Here is a 21,703-nt window from a genome sequence, read left to right on the forward strand (position 1 = left end):
AAGAGGGTTACGAGATAAATAATCTCAAATTTATCGTTAATTAGAGCGATTTTTGGGGTTGTCTTGTTAACAACTTGGTGACATATCGAGTCAATATAAATACAAGAGTCAGCTTGTTATTAATCACTGACTCTTTTTTGTTAGGGAATTTTCTTGAGTATTATTATTTGGAATAGCTGTTCCGATATCTTATTCCTGGGATTTATTAATTAATTGACATAAGGTTTGTATAGGATGTTGAGGAACCCATCCTGAGAACCTTTTCACTTGAGAACGACAAGAATATCCAGTTACTAAGTAATAAGGGTTTGGAGTTGAGGGTAATTTTTTTTGCCAACTACTTTGATAAATGCCTAAAGAATCTTGATAATGTTGGGTTTCATGTCCATAAATTCCCGCCATTCCACAACAACCTACTGCCACTATTTTAAGCTCTATTCCCATTTTTGTAAAGACTTCTTGCCATTGTTTTTGAGAATTAAAAGCGAGGCTTTTTTCGTTACAATGTCCTAATAAATAATAGGTGTCTGATGTACAAATTTGAGGTAAGGGTTTTTCTTGCTTAATAATAAATTCTTGAAGTAACTGTACTTTATTAATAATATCTCCTGCTTGGCTTATTTTACTATATTCATCTCGATAAGTAAGTACAATACTCGGTTCTATTCCGATTAGGGGAATATTTAAGTCTACCAGTTGTTTTAAATAAGTAATATTTTTTTGAGCAATTGTATTAAATTGATCTAAAAATCCTTTGACATGAAAAATTTTTCCATTCACAAAAAAAGGAGCTACATAAACATGATAACCTAAGTGACTCCAAAAATTATATGTATCAATAACAATATTAGATTCATAAAAACTCGTAAAAGCATCTTGCAATAATATAATACTATTCTTTTTTTCGGATGGGGATAAGTTAGATAAGGTTTCTAGGTCAAATAATGGGGCATTTTTTTGTTTTAATGTTTGTCTGATAGTATTAACACTAATTGGGGGAATATCAACTAATCCTAATCCTAATTTTATTATTGTATGATTTAGGGGATTTTGTAAGATACTATTGATTAAATCAGGGGCAAAAGATTGATAATAAGCTAAAGTTTCAATATGACTAATAAAATAATCGCTTAATGAACGTAAATAGCGAATATGATATTGTTGTAAAAATTGAGATTTTAGGGTAGGAATATCAACATGAATAGGACATTGACTCACACAAGCTTTACAAGATAAACATCCTTGCATTGCTTCATATACATCATGAGAATAGTCTTCTATTCCCCACCATTTTCCAACAGTATTACTAATTTTTGTCAGAAAATTGTTAGATTCAGTAATAGGTAATTCTGTTTTTTCTAACAGACGTAACCATTCCCTTAAAAGCATTGATCTACCTTTAGGAGAATGAATGCGATCGCGGGTTTGTTTTGCGGAAGGACAGATCACTTCATGGGGATTAAAATTAAAACAGGCCCCATTACCATTACAATTAAATGCCCCTTCATATTCTTGTCTAAAATTAAGAGAAACTTGACGATCAAATTGTCCTCTTAAGGGAGATTCTAATGGCACAATCTCATCTAAACTACCATAAGGAGTAACAATTTTACCAGGATTTAATTTATTATAAGGATCAAACGCAGCCTTAATTTTGCGTAAGTCTTGATATAATTCTTCTCCAAAGAAAATAGGTGTATATTCACTGCGAAAACCTTTACCATGTTCTCCCCACATTACCCCCCCATATTTCCTGACTAAAGCAACGACTTGATCAGATAATTTCCTGATTAGTTTTTCATCTTTAGGAGACTTCATATCTAAAGCAGGACGAACATGAAGACAACCTACATCTACATGACCAAACATAGCATAATCAAGTTCATATTGATTCAATAATGTTTGTAATTCACTGGCATAATTAGCTAATTGATCAGGAGGAACTGCTGTATCTTCTATAAAAGGAATAGGTTTGCGATCGCCTGGTAAACTACCTAATAAAGCTGCTCCTTTTTTTCTTAATATCCATAATTGACTAATTTCTGTTTTATCTTCTGTTAAATAATAACCAAGAATTCCTTTATCATTAGATAAGCGGCTTTGTAAATTACTAATTAAAGATTGAGTAATATTTTGTAAATAGTTTTCATTTTCTCCAATAAATTCTACTAAATTAATAGCTTTAGCTTCTCTAATAAAATCTTTTACGTCCATAAAAACAACATCTTGTTTCGCTAAACTTAATATTTTTTCGTCAAGGGTTTCTATCGCAGTAGGTTTAAACTGTAATAGTTTTTCAGCATCATTTAAAGCAGAATTAAAGTCAGAATAATGTATGACTAATAATTGAGTAAATCGAGGAATCTTTGTCAATCTTAACTTAGCTTCAGCAATAACTGCTAAAGTTCCTTCAGAACCTGATAAAATACGATTAATATCAAAAATAGTTCGCTCTTGATTATAAACCTTAGCTAAATTATACCCCGTCATAAAGCGAGTCATTTTCGGGAAAATTGTGGCAATTAAATCTGCTTTAGACGTAACAATCTCATCTACTTGTCTATAAATTTCACCTAACTGCCCTGACGGTTGTTTAAGATGACTTAAAGTATCTTGATTAACCTCAGAAGAACAAGCTAATGTGCCATTAGATAACACCCAAGTTAAGGATAAAATATGATCACTCGTACGACCATAAATACGGGAACCTTTGCCAGCAGCATCCGTATTAATCATACCGCCAATTGTAGCGCGATTACTCGGAGCAAGAGAAGGAGCAAAAAAAACATTTTTAGACAACAAAATTTGATTTAACTGATCTAAAATAACCCCAGGTTGAACTCGAACCCATCCTTCAGATATATTTACTTCTAAGACTTGATTCATATATTTAGAACAGTCTATAATAATACTAGGAGAAAGAGATTGGCCATTAGTGCCTGTTCCTCCCCCTCTCGGCGAAAAAGTAATAGATTCAAAAACCGAGGTTTGAGCGAGAGTAAAAAGTTCAATGATGTCTTGAGTTTGACGAGGAAAAATAACCGCTTGAGGTAAAATTTGATAAATACTATTATCAGTTGAAGCCATTAAACGAGTGGCAAAATCACCCCGAATTTCTCCTGAAAAATTAGTTGTTTTAAGCGCAGCTAAAAAGTCTGAGATGAGGGGAAGAATATTATTTTCAGAAATTAAACGAGGAATCATAGGAAAAAGAAGATAGAACTTTATCTATATTAATGATAGAAAAGATGATAATTAAGTAAATTAACTTAAAATAATCAAATTAGATTACAATATATTCTAACCAGACTGAAAGAATCAAAATTCATTTGGGAAAAAAGTATAAGTCAATTTTCCTTGATAAATAATTAAAATAAAAATAATAATTGAAAAAAAAGCAGTTATGATAAACAATAGTGATATTAGTGTAATTTAAGCCACTTAAACCACTGTTTACTCAAGCTATCATTTCAGAAAATTTACATCCTTATGACCATGATGGACACTGCTGTCAATAGCATAGAAGATCTAGAACTCACCCGTGAGGAGAGAGTTATTGAAATTCAAAACCTCATAGAAACCCTACGCATTGCCGAAGAAATAGCACTTAAAGGCTATTTAATTACTAGTTCGGAACTAGCAGATTTGATGGACATTAATGCTAGTGCTGTCACCAGTCGTGGCGATCATTGGTCTTGGCGTAACTGGGTTGTATCAAGGGTTAGACGAGAAGGCAATCAAATTTTATGGCAACTCGAACGAGTTGATTAGAGTGTGTCTTTTTAGGGTCAATTTATAAATTGACCCTACAGGTAGTATAAGTCATTAAGTAGACAGACAAAATTAATTAGATAAAATTCTGATTCTACCAGACAAGTTATGCTTTATTATCACATAATAGACTTTAAATCTTCATAGTAGGGGTCAACGGCCGTCATTGGTGTCAACTTAAGGCGAAACTTGACGCAGTGCAAGCTTTCTCACTATCCCATCCACACCCTGCCAAGGGTGGGGTTAACTGTACAAAGCCTGTCTACACAGGCTAATGTTACAGTAAAGTCTGCGCTCGTCGGACTTTGTTGGTATAGCCACAGGCTTTAGCCTGTCGGCGTTTGGGACTAAGTTGACACTAATGACGGCCGTTAACCCCTACCAAACAAAGGTTGCCTACCCAACCTATAATAATGATACTTTAGATGTGAAATCACAACGACTAATTGTACTAAAGTGAATTACCCTGCCAATAAGGCCCAACATTTGCTATAAATAACTAAGCAGAACTGCCTAACGGATTTGGTAACGGTTATGACCCCCTCCTCTTTCATTCCACCTATGCCCATTCGGGTGTTTAACTCCAATAGCTTATCAACTATCACCTCTGTGGGCATTCATGCCTTAGTATTATTGCTCATCCTTCCTCGTGTTGCTAGTTTATCGGCAAGTAATCCCGAAAATGAGTCGAGAAATGTCGAATTAATCGAGTTAAGTCCGGCTGAACAAAGCCGTTTACCTAATCCCTCATCTTCATCAGATATTCCCCCATTAGCAAATACTCCTTTGGGAGACATTCCTGTTGTAGACTCTCCCTCTCAACAACCCCCTGTTCCCAACTATCTCAATAATTTACCTGCCCCCCCTACATTACCGGCCTTACCTGCTCTGCCGCCTCTTTACGGCAATTCTAACATCGGTGGACTTCCTATTGCCTCCCCCCCACCATCCTTACGCATTCCTCAAAATTTTACACCGCGATCGCTGCCTCTGCCCCCGCAAGGTCAAACCCTTCCTCCTCTTCCTGGATCAGAAATTAGCCAAGAACCTCAACGGCCTACATTTGAGCCTTTAAAACCCCCTGTTCCCATTGATGATTTAATTAATGGAAGAAACGGCGATCGCCCACAACCAGAACAGGTTGCGGTTAATACTCCGAGTAACCCCAATTGGGCTAATAATAGAGATACCACAGCCCCATCAGATGATCGCATTGGTCGTTTAGTAGCTGCTACCTTACAAGGGGCGGATAATCTACGGTATAATGGAAATAATACCAGTGATCAAGAAGCTAACCAGAATGATATAGAGTGGATGCGCAAAACAGGTCAACTTTTGAAACGTAACCAAATTGTTACCATTCAGGGGACATATCCGAGAGCCGCCTGTGGACTACAATTAAAGGGATCACCTGTTTATAATGTGGTGGTAGATGGACAAGGAAACCTAGCACAACCGCCTTTTCTCACCCGTAGTTCTGGTTATGGTATTTTAAACAATCAAGGCTTACAAGAAGTCCGTTCTAGAGGCTTTTCTCAGTCTACGAGGGTAACAGTAGTATTTACCCCTGATCCGAGTGTTTGTCCACAAATCGCTAGAGGCACTCAAACTCCTGAACTTCCAGATACACAAACTCCTCCAGTACAGGAAACTCCTCCGGTTACACCTCCATCAGAAGCCCGTAGAAACCCTCCTGAAACTGCTCCCATACCTCAAGAGAAACCTCCTGTTACACCTCCATCAGAAGCCCGTAGAAACCCTCCTGAAACTGCTCCCATACCTCAAGAGAAACCTCCTGTTACACCTCCATCAGAAGCCCGTAGAAACCCGCCTGAACCTGCTCCCATACCTCAAGAGAAACCCCAGGTTACACCTCCATCAGAAGCCCGTAGAAACGTTCCTGAACCCCTTCCCCCTGTAGAACCACCTGCTAATGTGCCTCCAGCACCGGCAACAGGTAGAAAAGAACCAGAAGCATCTGTTATTCCCGATAATGGGGCTTTGGGAAATCCCTTACCCCGTAAAGAGGAGTAAGGGTAGATACATAATATATTATGCCCCTTACCTATATGGTTTGTACCACAATTAATCGGGTTTAACCGTGTTAAACCCCTACCGGATAAGTAACTGAACAAAAATAAACGTTACGGTGAAGTGAGCAGGGGAGCGCCGGAGCGCCGGAGAGGGGTTACAACCTAGTTACATTTCTTAACATAGTATTGTTTATTTATGTCCGACTACTTAATGTAGGTTGGGTTGAGGCACGAAACCCAACAAACCGCCAATCCTAATACACTAAAGTCCAGTAGGGTGCGTTAATGAAATGTAATGCACCAAGTTTATATTTATATTAATTTGAATGACAGTTTTTGAGTAACACTTAAAGAACTATTTTAAACTTTTTAGGTAAATTTACCATGCAATCTTCTAGCATTAATAACTGCTTAGACACTTTAGATGCTTTTCTCAAGCAACCCAACATTGAAACGTCTCCAGCTTGGGAGTTCATCCAAGGGCAAGCCAAACAGAAACCAATGCCAACCCTCTTTCATTCCCGTCTTCAGCGCAACCTAGTTAACAAGATTAACAGTCAAAGCAAGGCTTATGAAGCTATCCAAGAACTTCGATGTATCGTTCCCCCCCTATCTCCTGTCCCTGATATTGTCGTTGTTAAAAATGATCGCCTCTGGGATGAAGATGGCCCACTACAAGGTTCACCCGACTGGTTAATTGAAATTCGTTCTCCGGATCAAAGCACATTAGATCTACAGAAGAAAATTCTACACTGCTTAAGCAACGGGACTCAACTTGCTTGGCTGATCGATATTCAGCGACAACAAATCTGGGTTTGGCAAAACCAAGAACTCCCACTGATTTATGCAGGAACTGACATACTTCCAACCCTTGACAATCTCTCAGACTTGACAGTGAAAGCCATCATGGCCATGACTCAGCAGCGATAACCGAAATATTTAAAGGAAGGATGAATATTCTCACCCTCCCCAAAAATTACCGGTTCTACCGAACTTAGGATGTAAAACGATTACAAATTACAGGCTTAAACGTGATCGGGTTAAGCTATAAGAACTAAGCCTGGCTACCCAGGCTTAAAATTAGGCTGTGTAGACAGCCTTTGTGCTTATAGAATAAGGCTTTAGCCTGTATTGATTTATTAATTTTACATGGCAAGTTCGGTAGAACTAAATTACCTAACCCGCAACATTACCAGAAGCATAAACAGCAACAGTAAGCAAACCGCCGATTAACAAGAAAGCGGCAATTCCCATAATGATATAATTACGTTGTTCCGACTTGTTCGGAGGAGTCGCCTCATAAACTTTCGGTTCTGCCGCAAAATTATTGAGCCGTCCGCCTTCTTCTTTGGTATATGGCATAGAAAAATCCCCTAACAATTTTTTCCTATTTTAGTTAATTATATTCATATATTACAATAAATCTCCATAAATAAAACTTTATCACAAGTAAAAACCCCTGGTGGGAGTCTGGGTATCTTAACAAATAACAAAGCCCGCTTTCGCGGGCTGAGTCGTGTTAGCTGAACCCTTAAAGGTATCAGCGATTGGTTAATTCTTCTGATAAGGTAGAATCAATTGAATTCAAGACAGTTTTATCATCCGCTTCTAGGAAAGTCTTATAAAACCATCCTCCTAAGACAGCACCAATGATCGGGGCAACCCAAAATAACCACAATTGGGCAATAATTTCCGTATTACCAGAAAATAAAGCGACTCCTGTACTTCTTGCCGGGTTTACTGACGTATTGGTAATAGGAATACTAATTAAGTGAATTAAAGTTAACCCTAAACCAATAGCAACGGGTGCGAAACCACTGGGAGCAAAACGATCCGTTGCTCCCATAATAATTATTAAGAACATAAATGTCATAACAATTTCGGTAATGAGGGCAGATAATAGATTGTATCCCCCTGGAGAATGCGCTCCATAACCATTAGTTGCTAAGGGATTTGAGCCACTTAAATCTAATGTTCCCTTACCACTAGCAATTAACAAAAGTACGCATCCTGCGAGAATTGCCCCTAATACTTGTGCCATGATATAGGGAAGTAAATCAGAGCCATTAAACCGTTTTCCGGCAAATAATCCAAAAGAAACTGCAGGATTAAAATGTCCTCCAGAAATATGCCCAACGGCATAAGCCATCGTTAATACCGTTAACCCAAATGCCAGAGAAACCCCTAAAAACCCCAATCCGAGAGGATTAGTTTCTCCGCCAAAATTTGCAGCAAGCACAGCACTACCACAACCACCTATAACTAACCAGAAAGTCCCAAAAAATTCGGCTACATATTTTTTCATTTTTTACTTTGAAAAAAAAAAGACATTTTACTAAGTATACACACTATGGTGCAGATATTATTAACTATACACACTGTAGTAGAGATTCTTTAATTTAACTAATCTTATATAAAAGTTTTTTATATAAAAAACCTCTTGTCATATTCATTATTTATAGATACAGTAGAAATAGATAAGTTAAATCAAATTTGACAAGACAACATTATGTATAATACAGTATCTAATAATAATGCTATATATTCTCCTTTGTCCCGCTTACAAACATGGCTAGATAATATGGAAATTCAAGAAGAAAAATTAGCTAGACAACTTGTTAAATTCATTCCTTCACAATGTCCTTTTGCCAAAGAGATCCGTCTATTTAATCAAGTTATTTTGCGTATTCCACCCCTATGCAAACTCAATCCATGTTATGATCAATTAATAGGCTTAAGATTTCGCGCTCTTTGTTTTTTAGCGGATAAATGTAATGAAGATATTACACAATATTGTCTCTAATTATTAGATAATGGGTTACTGTAGTAATTTTAGTGACTCATGAATCAATTGTTAAATTTGTCTACTTTGCCGATAGTTTCTCGTCGTACTGCGTTAACTAATTCCCCAATAAACTCATAATATTACTTACCTAACTATAGCAATTATATCAAACATTTCTACAAAAATATCAATAAGACTGTTCTTATGGATTCCTAAATTAAATAAGGAACTCGTTAATTGTCTCTAATTATTAGATAATGGGTTACTGTAGTAATTTTAGTGACTCATGAATCAATTGTTAAATTTGTCTACTTTGTCGATAGTTTCTCGTCGTACTGCGTTAAAAATCTTAGGATTAAGTACATTAGGAGGTATGGTAGGATATTCTCGTTGTAGTAAACCTCAACCTTCAATTTATCAACAAGATAGCTTAAGTTTACCTTATAAATTAAGTAAATCTAAATCAGTCGTTGTCATCGGTGCAGGGTTAGCAGGTTTAGCTTGTGCTTATGAATTAAGTCAGCGAGGTTTTCAGGTAACATTATTAGAAAAATCACCCAATTTAGGGGGAAAAATTGCAAGTTGGACAATTAATATGGGAAACGAAACTTTTAAAATGGAACATGGATTTCATGGCTTTTTTCCTCAATATTATAACCTAAAAAGTATTGTTCAAGAATTAGACATTACTAATAATTTTAAATCGTTAAATTTTTATTCTGTGGTCTTTCGTGAAGGAAATTATCAACCGGAGAAATTTTATCCCAGTCACTCTGCTTTTCCTTGGAATATAATAGATTTAACTTTTTGGTCGCCTAATCGTTTAAAGTGGGGCATTAATTTAATTAACCTGTCTCATTGGCAAGTTTTTCAAGCAATTAGTGGATTTAAAATTCCTAAAAGTTTTGCTCAATTAGATAGCATTTCAGTTATTGAATGGCATAAGAAAGGGTTTCCTCAAGGACTTTATGATTTATATTTTCTTCCCTTTGCTAGATCAACCTTAAATGCACCAGATACATTAAGTGCGGGAGAATTATTACAATTTTTTCATTTTTATTTTTTTGGAAATCCTGAAGGATTAGCTTTTAATGGAACTAAAGATGACATGGGAACCAGTTTAGTTAATCCCATTTCTGAAGCGATTAAACGTAACCAAGGACAAATTATTTCTGAAGCAATTGTTAGTCAAATTAATTGTCAGCAAGGTAAAATCACCTCTTTAAGTTATCAGGTAGGTACTGCTCAAAATAATGTTCCTTTTTGGATAGAAAAAAATACTTTTTTAAGTGATAATAAAATAGAATATTATGGAGGAAGTGATGGGGTTTTTATTTCAGATTCAGAAAGTCAAGAGGCAATCTCTTTAACCTGTACTCATCAAGGTTGTACCGTCGGAAGACAAACAGATGGAACTTTTTTATGTCCTTGTCATGGGGCCTTATATGATGCTCAAGGAAAGGTGATCAAAGGGCCAGCAAAACAAGATTTACCTCATTATAAAATTCAACAGCGAAATAATGAATCAGTGCAGTTAGTAGGAGTTTCTCCTAATTCTCCAGATAACACACAAACCATAGAAGCAGATTATTATATAATTGCTACTGATGTGCCAGGAATTAAACAATTAGGACGGTTAATTAAGGGAGAAATTAATGTTAAAATGACAGAACAAATAGAGGAATTAGCTATTGCTGATCCTTTTGCAGTTGCTCGTTTTTGGTTTGATCGAGATTTTGAGTGGAAATATAGTGATTTTACCTCTCTTTCGGGATATAAACTAACGGATAGTATTACCCTTTACCATCATATCCAAACTCAATTTATAGAATGGGCAAAGCGCACAGGAGGAAGTGTGGTAGAGTTACATGCTTATTGTTATAAAGAGATAAAATTTCCTACTCAAGAAATGCTATTAAATACCTTTGAACAGGAATTATATGAAATTGTGCCTGAATTAACTCAAACTAACTTATTACATCGGGAATTAGTGAATCAGAAAAATTTCTCAGGATATCCCCCCAATAGTTATAATAATCGCCCTGAAACGAATACAGAGATTGATAATTTATTATTAGCAGGAGATTGGGTAAAAATGCCTTTTCCTTGTGGTTTAATGGAACGAGCAGTCAGTAGTGGCTTATTAGCAGCTAACCAAATTTTACAACAAGAAGGGCTACAAAGACGTGAATTATTAACAGTTAATCCTGAAGGATTACTGAATATTTAACAAGAAATCACAAAAAGTAGGGGTCAACGGCCGTTGACCCCTACACCATCCCTATCTGTAGTCAAATTTTGAAGAATTGGTATAAGTTGTCTTCAAGAAAAATTACACTCAAAAAAGTCTGATAGGTGTTGGGTTTAGTTCCTCAACCCAACCTAAATTATTGTTACTTTTTATAAAAAGTTAGGACTTTTTCAACAGAAGTTCCTGTTGTGCCATTTTTACAGCTATCAATTTTACCCGTCATCCACCAACAAGCTGTATTTTTAACTGCTTGCATCTCATTTTTAGTAGCTTTAAATTGGGTTTCAAATTCTCGTTGTACAATACAAGTAACTGTCTTTTGTGCTGCTTTTTTATCCGCTTCAAATTGGTCAACAGTCATAGATTTACCTAGACATCTTTTCGTCCAATCTGGTATAATACCTGGTAAAACTTGCCAATCACTATACATTCCATCTTTAGGTTTATTAAGAGGGGCAGCTTTGCGGATAGCTTCGACTAACTTATTAACTTGAGTGTCTTTAACTTGTGCCATACTAGGAGATATTCCTAATGTACAAAACGTGATTAAAGTGCTTAAAATTAAATAAGGCGTTGTCTTAAAAAAAGTTAGATTCATTTTCATGATTATCGTACTAATACCATTTGCTTGTTCCTCTATGTTACTATTATTTTCTCTTGATGGATGAATTTAACCTGTAAAGTCACGAAATCTTTAAAAAAGATCAAGGAAATAAAATATAGTTTAAAGACTTCTAATAATTTTATAAAAACTGTGTTAAAAGTGGCCAAAATTGGATATGCTAACAAATATGTAACCGGAGAAACTAAATGCAATTATCCCCCCAAGAAAAAGACAAATTGCTGATTTTTACAGCAGCTTTAGTTGCAGAAAGACGCAAAGCAAAAGGATTAAAACTTAATTATCCTGAATCAGTTGCTTATATTTCGGCTGCTATATTAGAAGGAGCTAGAGAGGGTAAAACAGTTGAACAATTGATGAGTGAAGGTAAAACATTATTAACTCAAGAAGATGTTATGGAAGGAATACCAGAAATGATTCATGAGGTACAAATAGAGGCAACTTTTCCTGATGGCACAAAATTAGTTACTGTTCATGAACCTATTACTTTAATCAATCGTTTAAATTTGGAGTAAAATACATGATTCCTGGAGAAATTATCACAAAATCTGGAGAAATTCAATTAAATATTGGACGGGAAACTTTAACAATTATGGTCGCTAATAAAGGAGATCGCCCAGTTCAAGTAGGTTCTCATTTTCATTTTTATGAAGTTAATGATGCTTTAATATTTTTTAAGATAACTTATGAAAATGAAGCAAGAAAACTCATTCTAATCGCACGATATTCTCCTGATGATCCCACTAGAGGAATGCGTTTAAATATTCCATCGGGGACAGCGATTAGATTTGAACCTTCTGATGAAGATGCCAAAGAAATTGAGCTAATTCCCTTTGGAGGAAGACGGGAAATTTATGGATTTAATGGACTTGTTAACGGCCCATTATAAATATATATGTAGGGATTAAACATGAAAAAATCAGTAGCAAGATTAGGAATAGGTGGGCCAGTTGGTAGTGGCAAAACAGCTTTATTAGAATGTATTATTCCCCGATTAATTGCTCAGGGAATTGAAGTCGCTGTTATTACCAATGACTTATTAACGACTGAAGATGCAGACCGTCTAAAAAGTCGCGGTTTTTTGCCTTCTGAACGTATTATTGGAGTAGAAACGGGGAGTTGTCCCCATACGGCAATTAGAGAAGATCCGACTATGAATTTATTAGCTTTAGAAGATTTAGAAGGACTTTTTCCTCAACTAGATATCATATTTATTGAAAGTGGAGGAGATAATCTTGCTTCTACTTTTAGCTATGATTTAGTAGATTCTTATATATTTGTCATCGATGTTGGTGCAGGTGATGATATTCCACGTAAAAAAGGACCAGGATTTTCTCAAGCTGATTTAGTTGTTATTAATAAAATTGATATTGCTCCTTATGTGGGGGCAAATTTAGATTTAATTCGTCAAGAAGCTCCTCTATACCGTCAAAGTAAACCTATTATTTATACTAATTGTAAAACAGGAGAAGGGTTAGAAGAAGTAATCAAATTTATTAAACAAAAAATTCTATTTTTTAGATTGTAGGTTGGGTTGAGGCACGAAACCCAACAAAACCCAATCTTAATACACCCAATTAGCTATATTAGTCCAGTAGGTATAACTAAATGTAAGTATACAACATTAAATAAAATACCGCTAAATCCCAACAGATTGCTTCGTGTCTCCCAATGACTTTATACATTTAATTATTGATAGATTGTAGGTTGGGTTGAGGTACGAAACCCAACAAAACCAAATCTTAATACACCAAATTGGCTGTAAGTTAAAATGCAATGACATTATAATCTATTTAGTGAGTAAAAATAGAGGACAAATTGAAAAATCTTAACTATCAAAAAAATTTAGAATTAATCTTAATAAAAGAGCAAAATAAGACAATTATTACTCATCAATATACGGCTCAACCTTTAGGCATTTCTCGCGCTTTTCGTCCTGATATTACTAACCCATCTCGTACCCATCTTTATCTGACCAGTACCTCTCCAGGATTATTAGCTAATGATAGTCTTAATATTGAGTTAAAATTAAAGAGTAACACACAACTTTTTTTAACAGATCAATCTGCAACTAAAGTTCATCCTATGCCATATTTAGACACAAAAGCAACGATTAATTATGAGGTTCAAATCGAAGAAAATGCCACCTTAGAATTTTGTCCTGAACCAATTATCTTATTCCAAGAGTCAACATTAGAACAAAGCATTAAAATTAATTGTCATCCGACTGCTAATTTATTTTGGAGTGAAATAATTGTACCTGGAAGACTAGCAAGAGGTGAATTTTATGACTTTAATTATTATATGAATCGTCTACAAATTAATTCTTTATCAGGAGAATTATTGCTAATTGATGCCACAATATTAGAAGGTAAAAATAACCTTTTTAAACATAGTAATATTTTTACATCTGCTCCAATTTTAGGTAATATAATTATGATTTTACCTCAAGCTAATCTTTCTTTATTAAGAGAACACTTAGAAAAAATAGACAAATTTAATTGTCCAGGCGTTAGGATAGCCACCTCCATTTTACCCCAAAATAAAGGGTTAGTCATTCGAGCGATCGCTCAGGGAACTTATGGATTCAAAAAGTATCTAAGTTATGCGCTGACTTGCTTTCGTCAGTTTTTGCTTTAACAAATAGGCAGTTTAAATGCACAACAACTCATAATTCATAATTCATAATTCATAATTCATAATTCATAATTCATAATTCATAATTCATAATTCATAATTCATAATTCATAATTCATAATTCATAATTCATAATTCATAATTCATAATTCATAATTCATACTCTTGGGGGAATTGCCATGTCCCGTTTATCGTATAGGCTTTTAAGTCTAGGGATTTAATCCAAAGGGAAGGAAAAGTCATGACGTTAACAAGGTCGAAATGGTTTGGTCATAATTGGCTTAAAATTGGTCAGTATAAGTCAATAACAGAAGTAAACTCAACTTCTGACAATAATGTTAACCCCAAAATTGACCTATCACATCAAGAAATATTACAAAAACAAGCCAATGGACAATCCCTTAGCTATATTGATGAATATATTCACCTACATTTTTAGCTGACTAAAATTTCTAAGATTCCAGCTAATGTAACCCCTACTAGGGTGATTTTGATAAACTGACTCCCGTTTAGCGTCGTTAGAGAGTTGTTTTGTTGATCATTACCCTGGATATATCCATAAAGGTGTATAGCACCCATCATAAAAAATAGGAAGGCAATAAGGCTCATTTTTTGCCTTGATTGTTGTTTTTGCATGACTAATAACTCCATTGCATTTGGTTGATCGGGTAATTCGAGCCACCCTTGAGTCTATGGTAACTAATGTAAATTAATATTGCAACAAGTTGACAAACAAGCTTGATTGTGTTACAAAATACTAACGTCATTGATAGTAGGTTGGGTTGAACGATAGTAAAACCCAACACAGCACAGGGGTCTTGTTGACCTGAGTTGGGTGTTAGGAGTTCGTCGTGGAGAAATTACCTTATGTCGAACTCAGGTTGTTGGGTTTCGTACCTCAACCCAACCTACATTTAGGCAAAACCTACTAAGTTATTCCCAAACTAAGGTTCCGGTTCCAGGAATGACTTCACCGATGGGATAAGCCGCAATGCCTTGATTTTCAAACCAATCAAGGGTTTTTTGCGCGTCTTGGGCTGAAACAATCACCACATAACCAATACCCATATTAAAAGTCTCAAACATAGCCGATGAGCTAATCTCACCTATTTGAGCCAGCCATTGAAAAATCGGTAAAATCGGCCAGCTTTTGCCATTAATTCCGATAGATTGACCCTTATTCAAACAACGAGGCAGATTTTCCGGCAAACCTCCCCCCGTAATATGAGCCATTCCTTGAATCTCTAATCCCGATTTTAACCCATCTAAAACCGCTTTAACATAGAGACGAGTAGGGGTTAAGAGTGCCTCTCCCAAAGATTGACCCCCCAATAATTCAGGCTTATCGCTCAAATTTAACCCATTTACCGCCATAATTTTGCGGACTAAACTAAAACCGTTACTGTGAACCCCACTACTAGCCAAACCAATAGCCACAGACCCAATTTTAACTTGTGAGCCATCGAGAAGCTTACTTTTCTCCACAATACCCACACAAAAACCGGCCACGTCATATTCTCCGGCCCCGTAAAATCCAGGCATTTCGGCGGTTTCTCCCCCTAATAAGGCACAACCACTCAATTGACACCCTTCTACAATACCCTCCACCACTTCACTGAGTTGTTGGGGATTGAGGTGGCCCGTAGCCAAATAATCAAGAAAGAACAAAGGTTCTGCACCACAGGTTAAAACATCATTAACACACATGGCCACTAAATCAATACCAATGGTCTGATGACGGTTTAAACTGTGAGCAATTTTTAACTTAGTCCCGACTCCATCAGTTCCAGAAACTAAGACAGGATGTTGATAACCTTGAGGAATTTCAAAATAACCGCCAAATCCCCCTAATCCACCCAAAACTCCAGGACGATAGGTACTTTCAACCCTTTTACGGATTTTTTCGACAAAAGAACGCCCCGCTTCCACATCTACCCCAGCATCTCGATAATCCATGTTATGATTTTTCCTCAGACCAAACGGGATGGGAGAATAGGGAAGCAGCCACTCTAACCCCACGCAATTGATTTAATAGGGGCAAATGACCTACAGGTGCGCTTAAATCCCAGATAAATTCGTTGGGGTACTGAGTCCAATTATTTGCTTGTTTCCAGCCAATTTTGGGCCATAATTTGACAAAATCTTGTCCGAGTGACAGCCAAATTTTTCGTTGAACTGAGAAGCCAAATTTTCCTTCTGAATAAACCCGCCACAGGGAGTTAATAGTCTGTAAATCGGTAGGGGGAAATTGCTCAACTTCTGTAAAATAAACCCATTTACGCTGAATAGCGTCTTTTCCGGCTAATTCACAGAGTTTGCGTCGGGTGAGGGTATCGGCTGCTTGAAACTTCTGTTCAATGAGTAAGTGACTCAGGGGACGATAATCAATATTAAGCTCTGATTTAAGGGGAATTATCCCATCAGGAAAGTTATTTTGGAGAAATTCTTGCGCTTTTGTTTGTTTAATCTGATAGAGAGATTGGTAAACTTTTCCGGTAACAGCATTAGGAGTCAAACCAGACGACGGCAAAAAAGTCATCAAAATTTCCCAACCTGGTTCACCGAGGTCGATTAATTGGGCAATTAGTTGAAGTTGCTCTTTTTCTGACCCATTTATCAATTTACTCTCTAGAGAGGCAAGATTATCGTTACTAGGCTCAACTGTAGCAGTTTGCTGGTCGGTCATGAAATCATCCGTTAACTGATACATTTATGCAGTAGAATGCGACACAAAGAAGCACTATACAGCAATAGTATTTAGGTTTAATCACCTAAAATGAGGTATCCCTCAAAGCTTCCAAAAAACTTGAAAGCACTTTAAATTACCTGTTTTTCACCTCTTGGTTCTTGAGGTTAACTAGCCATTTAATTGAATTTCGGGTTTAAAACACTCCCATTCAAAGGCATTGTGTTTTGCACCGCTTGCGCATCAACACCATTATATTGCAATCTGACCCATTATGCTACAAATCAGCGATTAAGCGATTTCGGTTCTACCGGATAAGTTATGCTAAATTATCACAAATAATAGACTTTAACTCTCAAGAGTTAAGCTATACAAACCAAGGTTGCCTACGCAACCTATAATTGAGTCCACCTTCGCGGACTTTGTTTCTATTAAGATAAGGCTTTAGCCTTATCCTAATTAGTTAGTTTAGCATAGTTTGTCCCCTAGAACCTTAAATAGTATGAAATAAAATCATTAAGATTTATTAAAGAAGATCTCAATATTACAAAAGTTGATGTTTTTTTTTACTGGGTTGCATCACAGATTCTAATAATTCCTCATACCGATCTAAAGTTGCCTCAAAAGCATAATATTGTTTAGCATATTGTCTACCTTGTTGTCCTAAACGACTAACTAAATCAGGGTTTAAATACAATTGTTCAATAGCTGCTGCCAACGCTTTAGAATTTTCAGGACAAACTACTATTCCACCGCCACTTTGTTTAATAGCTCTTGCTGCTGTACCTTCTGGGGGAACTGACCCAATAATAGCACGACCACTGGCTAATAAGACTTGAATTTTTGAGGGCATATTAAAAGCAATAACATTACTTTTTTGCATCACCATTCCCACATCAGCTGCCCCTAACATTTCGGAGAGTTTTTCTCTTGGTTCAAAGGGTCGTAAAATGACATTATCAGTTTTTTTTCTTTGACGATATCTTTCTAATCTTTCTAAGGCTTCTTCTTTGCCGATAATAACTATTACAATATCAAGAATATGCTTTAATTTGGCTGCTGCATCAATTAAGACTTCTAAGGGTTGAGTTAGGGCAATATTCCCCGAATATATGACAACAAATTTACCCACTAATTTATTTTTTAGACGAAACTCATTATTAGATTTTGAGCAAGGTTTAATAAAATTAATATCAACCCAATTGGGAATTTCAATGATTTTTTCTAAGGGAACTTTTTTTTCTAGTAAGTTCTTAGTAAATCCATCAGCAATTACACTAATCTTCGTCGCAGTTTTATAAGCAAATTTTTCTAAATATTGAAACAATTTAATGATTGTTTTATTACGAATTAACCCCACATGAACTGCCGCATCAGGCAAAATATCTTGTAGGTTTAAAATAATAGGGCTTTGATAGATCCAACTGAGAATAGCCGCAGGAACAGCTACAGGTAAGCCAGGAATGGTCAAAAAAATGACATCAGGACGTTTACCCCATAAAGCTTGAAAAAAGCTCAGGAACACAAAACTAAGTTCAAAGAGAACACGGTTAAGTAAATTTCTTTTTCCGTTAATATGAACATAACACCGTTGAATTTTAACTCCATTACATTCTTCTGTTAAATACAGTTTACCCTGATACTCAGGAGAAATTTCACTGGCCGGATACCAGGGCATAGCGGTTACTACTCGAACTTCATGGCCCCGCTTTGCCAAACCTTCTGCTAGTTCTGTCATCAAAGGAGCAATCCCAATAGGTTCAGGATGGTAATTATAAGAATAAATTAGGATTCGCATCTGCTCAACGGTTCTGGTAAATTAGATAGTTAATCGGTTATAGAACGGCTTTTCACGCCTAAAAAGGCTTCGGCTGTTCATAAAATAAGTCGATTTTAAAATTATGGTCTTTCTCATTCAATCTCAACAATTCGGAAAGGTCAAGAAGTTTTTACCATAAGACAGTAAAAATTTGATCAGGGTACAACAATCGACAACGGAAATTTCATTATTCCTAAATTGTTAATTGTCAATTATCAATTGTCAACTACTTGGTAACATCGACAATAATAACTCCATAAGCCAAAATTAAGATCAATCAACCTTTAAGCTAAGGAAAGGATACAAGATATGCTGTTTCAATTACGCCAATTTTTGACGGTTTTACTCTTATCCACTCTCTTATTCGTTAGTTCTTGTGCAACTAAAGCCCCTTCAAGATTTGATCAAGCTCAACAAGAAAGTACCCAACGAGGTGCAAGTGCAGTTGTTAGTGAATCTGCCACAGGGGGTCAGTTTAATCGCTTTTTCCCCCCTTCTAGTGATGGTTATGAGCGAGTTTATTCTCAGGAGAAAAAGGGCTTTGCTGAAGCTAAATTAAAACAAGATGGCAAGGAAGTAGCTGTAATGGCTATTTCTGATGTCCTTAATAATCCCAGTGCTATGACTAAGTTTAAGTCAAGTTCACAAAAAATTGATGGTTATCCTTCTGTTGAACAGGGGAAAACTGGGACTGCAGTATTAGTCGGAAAACGGTTTCAGGTCAAAGTGCTTTCCCGTGATCCTTCTTTTACTCAGAGCGATCGCCAAGCTTGGTTAGAAAAATTTAATCTCGATGGCCTAGCAAAACTCAACTAATTAATCATAGCAATAAACCCAGGTAATAATCATGAGTAAATCTATCTACGAACTTGTTAACGAACTGCCTACGGATAATATGACCATTAAGGTACTTAAATCCCTTGATTTTGTCGTTCCTGGTGAGTGGCAAAATTTGGTCGGGTTTGAGAATACTATCCGTGAGGTGACGGGAGAAACTGATGAAGAAATGATCCAACAAATCGGCGATCGCGCTGTTTTCCTTTTTAATGATAAGTCTCAAGGCTATCAAAATGCTTTATGGTTATATCAAACTGTTGATAGTGCTGATAGTGCATTAGGAGCAGCCGCATTAGCCAATAAAATCGGGGAGAAAATTCCTCTTTTGGGATTTTTAAACCATATTACCCCAAACCCTGATAAAGCTCAAGCGATTGATTTATCCCTGAAATTAGTGGTGGAATTAGTAGCTTTTTGTCAAATAAATGGCATTCCTGGGGATAGTATTGGGGATTTTGTTGGTTCTTTAGGAGATTATAGCGGAGAATCATTAATGCGGATGGCTGCCTTAGTTTGTTTGGATGGTTTAATTCCTTTCGGGCCAGATTTTATCTTAAAAGTTCAATCAAGTTTATCTAATATTTCTCCCAAAGATTTAGAGGAGAATTCAGCTTTTAATCAAGTCAAAAAGTTAATTCCTGGGAATAATACCAGTGGTCAACTTGATTTTATTGGCAATAGTTTTGATTCGGTTAAAGGTTGGATGTCTAGTTTTGTGGGAGATCGAAATTTAAACCCGCAACAACTGTTTAGTCGGTTGGGTAGTTTCATTGAATATTCAGAAGATAAATTAGACTATTTAGCGGCTTTTCTGGATGTGACTACTAATTATTATGAACATACAGGAACTCAAACTTTAGCCAGACGATTAATTGAACGTGCAGTAGCTGAAATATAATTAAACAATTAAGGGGGTTTGCGACGCACTACGTTCTATAATACCCCCTACTTACAAATTAACAATTAACTACTATTAGAAATTATAGGCTTAAACCCGATCGGGTTAAGCTATAAAGACAAAACCTGCCTACGCAGGTTTAATTTAGTCTCCCTTCGGAGACTTGGTTTTTATAGTATCAGACATAAGGTCTGTGGTGTAGACATTATTTAAAATAACTTGTTCCATAGAATCGATATTTTTAACTCTGAATACTTACCAAAAAGTTAGTAATTTATAGTTATAATTTCTCCTTGACGTTGTAAAGAAATACTAATACAACTAAGAATTTGAACTAATTGAGTGCCAAGCCAACCTGACGAAATTGAACAAGATTTTTGGGTGCGAATAGTTTCTAAAAAGCGATCACAAACTTGTTGTAATGGTTCGGCTTTTTCTAATTCAATAACCTCCCTTATTTGTCCTTGAGGAATAAATCGTGTTTCTTGTGGTTCTAAATAACCTTTTTGTAGGGTTAAAGGTGCATCAGACGACATTTCATCAAAAATTAAACTACCTTGACTTCCCACTACACACAGTCGTCTTTGTTTATCAGGATTAGACCAACATAAATGAATTATCGCTTCAAATGCGCTATTATAAATTAATCTGACCCAAACCATGTCAGCGAGTCCTTTAGGAGAGTGAACCGTCTTATAATTAGGTTGTAACCAAACTTGTCCTTGGGCTTGTACCGCAGTCGGTTGTTCTCCCAACCAATGATTAAAAATCCCGATATCATGAATAGCTAAATCCCATAAAGCATCCACATCTTGACGTACTGGCCCTAAATGGGTACGAGTAGCATAACCATAACGTAATTCCCCTAATTGTCCGTCAGTGACTATCTCTTGTCCCCGTTTAACCGCAGGATGAAATAAATAAGTATGATCTACCATTAACTGTCGTTGCTGTTGTTGGGCCAAACGAGTTAACTCTAGACATTCTGAGGGGTCAAGGGTTAGGGGTTTCTCCGCTAAGACATGATATCCTAATTCTAAAGCCTCTTTAATTAGACGATAATGGGTACAAGCTGGAGTTGCTATTACTAACCCATCTAACCCTATTTGCGGTAGAATTTGCCAATCTGAGGTAATTATAATACCCTTTTCCTCCAGTCCAAATTTAGCTTGACATTGTGTGAGATTATCTAAATTAGGATCAGCGATCGCTACTACTTCGGCCTGAGGATGGGCCAAAAAATTCCTTAGCAGATGAGTTCCCCACCGTCCAACCCCTAAAATAGCTAGTCGAGTTTTCATACAACCATACTCAATATTTAGTCTTTTATTATGCCTTAATTTTAAGAAATATTACTAATTATT

21 protein-coding genes are annotated in these 21,703 nt (G+C 36.1%); 12 read left to right on the forward strand and 9 right to left on the reverse strand.

Annotated elements, in window-relative coordinates; translation table 11 throughout:
- Positions 1–189 precede the first annotated feature (189 nt).
- On the reverse strand, positions 190–3,204 hold the full coding sequence (locus AsFPU1_RS15060; RefSeq protein ID WP_124978219.1) for an FAD-binding and (Fe-S)-binding domain-containing protein: 3,015 nt from the start codon (positions 3,202–3,204) through the stop codon (positions 190–192).
- A 291-nt stretch (positions 3,205–3,495) separates the two neighbouring features.
- Here AsFPU1_RS15060 and AsFPU1_RS15065 point away from each other — a divergent pair, with 291 nt between their 5' ends.
- The 3 genes from AsFPU1_RS15065 to AsFPU1_RS15075 all read left to right on the forward strand — a co-directional run bounded on the left by AsFPU1_RS15065 (position 3,496) and on the right by AsFPU1_RS15075 (position 6,734).
- A complete protein-coding gene (locus AsFPU1_RS15065; protein ID WP_124978217.1) occupies positions 3,496–3,771 on the forward strand; it encodes a hypothetical protein in 276 nt (91 codons plus the stop codon).
- Positions 3,772–4,305: 534 nt separating this feature from the next.
- The gene (locus AsFPU1_RS15070; protein WP_124978214.1) at positions 4,306–5,805 is read left to right on the forward strand and encodes an energy transducer TonB; all 1,500 of its coding nucleotides are present in this window, start codon (positions 4,306–4,308) and stop codon (positions 5,803–5,805) included.
- Positions 5,806–6,188: 383 nt separating this feature from the next.
- Positions 6,189–6,734 (forward strand): Uma2 family endonuclease, encoded by a 546-nt coding sequence (locus tag AsFPU1_RS15075; protein WP_124978212.1) that lies wholly within the window; start codon positions 6,189–6,191, stop codon positions 6,732–6,734.
- A 246-nt stretch (positions 6,735–6,980) separates the two neighbouring features.
- On the opposite strand, the gene psb34 is transcribed toward AsFPU1_RS15075, so the two are convergent.
- Both psb34 and aqpZ read right to left on the reverse strand, forming a co-directional pair.
- Positions 6,981–7,166 (reverse strand): photosystem II assembly protein Psb34, encoded by a 186-nt coding sequence (gene psb34, locus AsFPU1_RS15080; RefSeq protein WP_124978210.1) that lies wholly within the window; start codon positions 7,164–7,166, stop codon positions 6,981–6,983.
- Positions 7,167–7,344: 178 nt separating this feature from the next.
- Positions 7,345–8,109, reverse strand: a complete 765-nt coding sequence (aqpZ, locus tag AsFPU1_RS15085) for an aquaporin Z (RefSeq protein ID WP_124978208.1) — start codon at positions 8,107–8,109, stop codon at positions 7,345–7,347.
- A gap of 204 nt (positions 8,110–8,313) precedes the next feature.
- On the opposite strand from aqpZ, the gene AsFPU1_RS15090 reads away from it, so the two are divergent.
- Positions 8,314–8,607, forward strand: a complete 294-nt coding sequence (locus AsFPU1_RS15090) for a Mo-dependent nitrogenase C-terminal domain-containing protein (protein ID WP_124978206.1) — start codon at positions 8,314–8,316, stop codon at positions 8,605–8,607.
- 268 nt (positions 8,608–8,875) lie between these two features.
- A complete protein-coding gene (locus AsFPU1_RS15095; RefSeq protein ID WP_124978204.1) occupies positions 8,876–10,819 on the forward strand; it encodes an FAD-dependent oxidoreductase in 1,944 nt (647 codons plus the stop codon).
- Between the two features lie 163 nt (positions 10,820–10,982).
- On the opposite strand, the gene AsFPU1_RS15100 is transcribed toward AsFPU1_RS15095, so the two are convergent.
- Positions 10,983–11,444, reverse strand: coding sequence for a hypothetical protein (locus tag AsFPU1_RS15100; protein ID WP_227873661.1), 462 nt, complete (start codon positions 11,442–11,444; stop codon positions 10,983–10,985).
- 206 nt (positions 11,445–11,650) lie between these two features.
- Here AsFPU1_RS15100 and ureA point away from each other — a divergent pair, with 206 nt between their 5' ends.
- The 5 genes from ureA (at position 11,651) to AsFPU1_RS15125 (ending at position 14,538) form a co-directional block, all read left to right on the forward strand.
- A complete protein-coding gene (gene ureA / locus AsFPU1_RS15105; RefSeq protein ID WP_124978202.1) occupies positions 11,651–11,977 on the forward strand; it encodes an urease subunit gamma in 327 nt (108 codons plus the stop codon).
- A 5-nt stretch (positions 11,978–11,982) separates the two neighbouring features.
- On the forward strand, positions 11,983–12,351 hold the full coding sequence (gene ureB, locus AsFPU1_RS15110; RefSeq protein ID WP_124978200.1) for an urease subunit beta: 369 nt from the start codon (positions 11,983–11,985) through the stop codon (positions 12,349–12,351).
- A 21-nt stretch (positions 12,352–12,372) separates the two neighbouring features.
- Complete coding sequence (ureG, locus tag AsFPU1_RS15115; RefSeq protein WP_124978198.1) at positions 12,373–12,990, forward strand: urease accessory protein UreG; 618 nt, start codon at positions 12,373–12,375, stop codon at positions 12,988–12,990.
- 290 nt (positions 12,991–13,280) lie between these two features.
- On the forward strand, positions 13,281–14,102 hold the full coding sequence (locus AsFPU1_RS15120; RefSeq protein ID WP_227873660.1) for an urease accessory protein UreD: 822 nt from the start codon (positions 13,281–13,283) through the stop codon (positions 14,100–14,102).
- Positions 14,103–14,340: 238 nt separating this feature from the next.
- Complete coding sequence (locus AsFPU1_RS15125; RefSeq protein ID WP_124978196.1) at positions 14,341–14,538, forward strand: hypothetical protein; 198 nt, start codon at positions 14,341–14,343, stop codon at positions 14,536–14,538.
- Here AsFPU1_RS15125 and AsFPU1_RS15130 read toward each other — a convergent pair.
- The 4 genes from AsFPU1_RS15130 to AsFPU1_RS15145 all read right to left on the reverse strand — a co-directional run bounded on the left by AsFPU1_RS15130 (position 14,535) and on the right by AsFPU1_RS15145 (position 18,583).
- Complete coding sequence (locus AsFPU1_RS15130; protein ID WP_227873659.1) at positions 14,535–14,735, reverse strand: hypothetical protein; 201 nt, start codon at positions 14,733–14,735, stop codon at positions 14,535–14,537. The genes AsFPU1_RS15125 and AsFPU1_RS15130 overlap by 4 nt on opposite strands.
- A gap of 297 nt (positions 14,736–15,032) precedes the next feature.
- Positions 15,033–16,055 (reverse strand): phosphoribosylformylglycinamidine cyclo-ligase, encoded by a 1,023-nt coding sequence (purM, locus tag AsFPU1_RS15135; RefSeq protein WP_124978192.1) that lies wholly within the window; start codon positions 16,053–16,055, stop codon positions 15,033–15,035.
- Between the two features lies 1 nt (position 16,056).
- Positions 16,057–16,785, reverse strand: a complete 729-nt coding sequence (locus AsFPU1_RS15140) for a GUN4 domain-containing protein (protein ID WP_124978237.1) — start codon at positions 16,783–16,785, stop codon at positions 16,057–16,059.
- Positions 16,786–17,329: 544 nt separating this feature from the next.
- Positions 17,330–18,583: a glycosyltransferase family 4 protein gene (locus tag AsFPU1_RS15145; protein ID WP_124978190.1), complete on the reverse strand. Its 1,254-nt coding sequence runs from the start codon at positions 18,581–18,583 to the stop codon at positions 17,330–17,332.
- Between the two features lie 330 nt (positions 18,584–18,913).
- On the opposite strand from AsFPU1_RS15145, the gene AsFPU1_RS15150 reads away from it, so the two are divergent.
- Both AsFPU1_RS15150 and AsFPU1_RS15155 read left to right on the forward strand, forming a co-directional pair.
- Complete coding sequence (locus tag AsFPU1_RS15150; protein ID WP_124978188.1) at positions 18,914–19,420, forward strand: hypothetical protein; 507 nt, start codon at positions 18,914–18,916, stop codon at positions 19,418–19,420.
- 31 nt (positions 19,421–19,451) lie between these two features.
- The gene (locus tag AsFPU1_RS15155; protein ID WP_124978186.1) at positions 19,452–20,339 is read left to right on the forward strand and encodes a hypothetical protein; all 888 of its coding nucleotides are present in this window, start codon (positions 19,452–19,454) and stop codon (positions 20,337–20,339) included.
- Positions 20,340–20,605: 266 nt separating this feature from the next.
- Here AsFPU1_RS15155 and AsFPU1_RS15160 read toward each other — a convergent pair whose 3' ends face one another.
- Positions 20,606–21,640 carry a Gfo/Idh/MocA family protein gene (locus AsFPU1_RS15160; protein WP_124978184.1) on the reverse strand — a complete coding sequence of 345 codons (1,035 nt, stop codon included), beginning with the start codon at positions 21,638–21,640 and terminating at the stop codon, positions 20,606–20,608.
- Between the last annotated feature and the right edge of the window lie 63 nt (positions 21,641–21,703).

This window comes from Aphanothece sacrum FPU1 (assembly GCF_003864295.1).
GTDB lineage: Bacteria > Cyanobacteriota > Cyanobacteriia > Cyanobacteriales > Microcystaceae > Aphanothece_B > Aphanothece_B sacrum.

Excerpts from the sequence above, each read along its gene's own strand:
- AsFPU1_RS15060 (WP_124978219.1), bottom strand. The coding sequence starts at position 3,204 with ATGATTCCTCGTTTAATTTCTGAAAATAATATTCTTCCCCTCATCTCA.
- AsFPU1_RS15065 (WP_124978217.1), top strand. The coding sequence starts at position 3,496 with ATGATGGACACTGCTGTCAATAGCATAGAAGATCTAGAACTCACCCGT.
- AsFPU1_RS15070 (WP_124978214.1), top strand. The coding sequence starts at position 4,306 with ATGACCCCCTCCTCTTTCATTCCACCTATGCCCATTCGGGTGTTTAAC.
- AsFPU1_RS15075 (WP_124978212.1), top strand. The coding sequence starts at position 6,189 with ATGCAATCTTCTAGCATTAATAACTGCTTAGACACTTTAGATGCTTTT.
- psb34 (WP_124978210.1), bottom strand. The coding sequence starts at position 7,166 with ATGCCATATACCAAAGAAGAAGGCGGACGGCTCAATAATTTTGCGGCA.
- aqpZ (WP_124978208.1), bottom strand. The coding sequence starts at position 8,109 with ATGAAAAAATATGTAGCCGAATTTTTTGGGACTTTCTGGTTAGTTATA.
- AsFPU1_RS15090 (WP_124978206.1), top strand. The coding sequence starts at position 8,314 with ATGTATAATACAGTATCTAATAATAATGCTATATATTCTCCTTTGTCC.
- AsFPU1_RS15095 (WP_124978204.1), top strand. The coding sequence starts at position 8,876 with ATGAATCAATTGTTAAATTTGTCTACTTTGTCGATAGTTTCTCGTCGT.
- AsFPU1_RS15100 (WP_227873661.1), bottom strand. The coding sequence starts at position 11,444 with ATGAAAATGAATCTAACTTTTTTTAAGACAACGCCTTATTTAATTTTA.
- ureA (WP_124978202.1), top strand. The coding sequence starts at position 11,651 with ATGCAATTATCCCCCCAAGAAAAAGACAAATTGCTGATTTTTACAGCA.
- ureB (WP_124978200.1), top strand. The coding sequence starts at position 11,983 with ATGATTCCTGGAGAAATTATCACAAAATCTGGAGAAATTCAATTAAAT.
- ureG (WP_124978198.1), top strand. The coding sequence starts at position 12,373 with ATGAAAAAATCAGTAGCAAGATTAGGAATAGGTGGGCCAGTTGGTAGT.
- AsFPU1_RS15125 (WP_124978196.1), top strand. The coding sequence starts at position 14,341 with ATGACGTTAACAAGGTCGAAATGGTTTGGTCATAATTGGCTTAAAATT.
- AsFPU1_RS15130 (WP_227873659.1), bottom strand. The coding sequence starts at position 14,735 with ATGCAAAAACAACAATCAAGGCAAAAAATGAGCCTTATTGCCTTCCTA.
- purM (WP_124978192.1), bottom strand. The coding sequence starts at position 16,055 with ATGGATTATCGAGATGCTGGGGTAGATGTGGAAGCGGGGCGTTCTTTT.
- AsFPU1_RS15140 (WP_124978237.1), bottom strand. The coding sequence starts at position 16,785 with ATGACCGACCAGCAAACTGCTACAGTTGAGCCTAGTAACGATAATCTT.
- AsFPU1_RS15145 (WP_124978190.1), bottom strand. The coding sequence starts at position 18,583 with ATGCGAATCCTAATTTATTCTTATAATTACCATCCTGAACCTATTGGG.
- AsFPU1_RS15150 (WP_124978188.1), top strand. The coding sequence starts at position 18,914 with ATGCTGTTTCAATTACGCCAATTTTTGACGGTTTTACTCTTATCCACT.
- AsFPU1_RS15155 (WP_124978186.1), top strand. The coding sequence starts at position 19,452 with ATGAGTAAATCTATCTACGAACTTGTTAACGAACTGCCTACGGATAAT.
- AsFPU1_RS15160 (WP_124978184.1), bottom strand. The coding sequence starts at position 21,640 with ATGAAAACTCGACTAGCTATTTTAGGGGTTGGACGGTGGGGAACTCAT.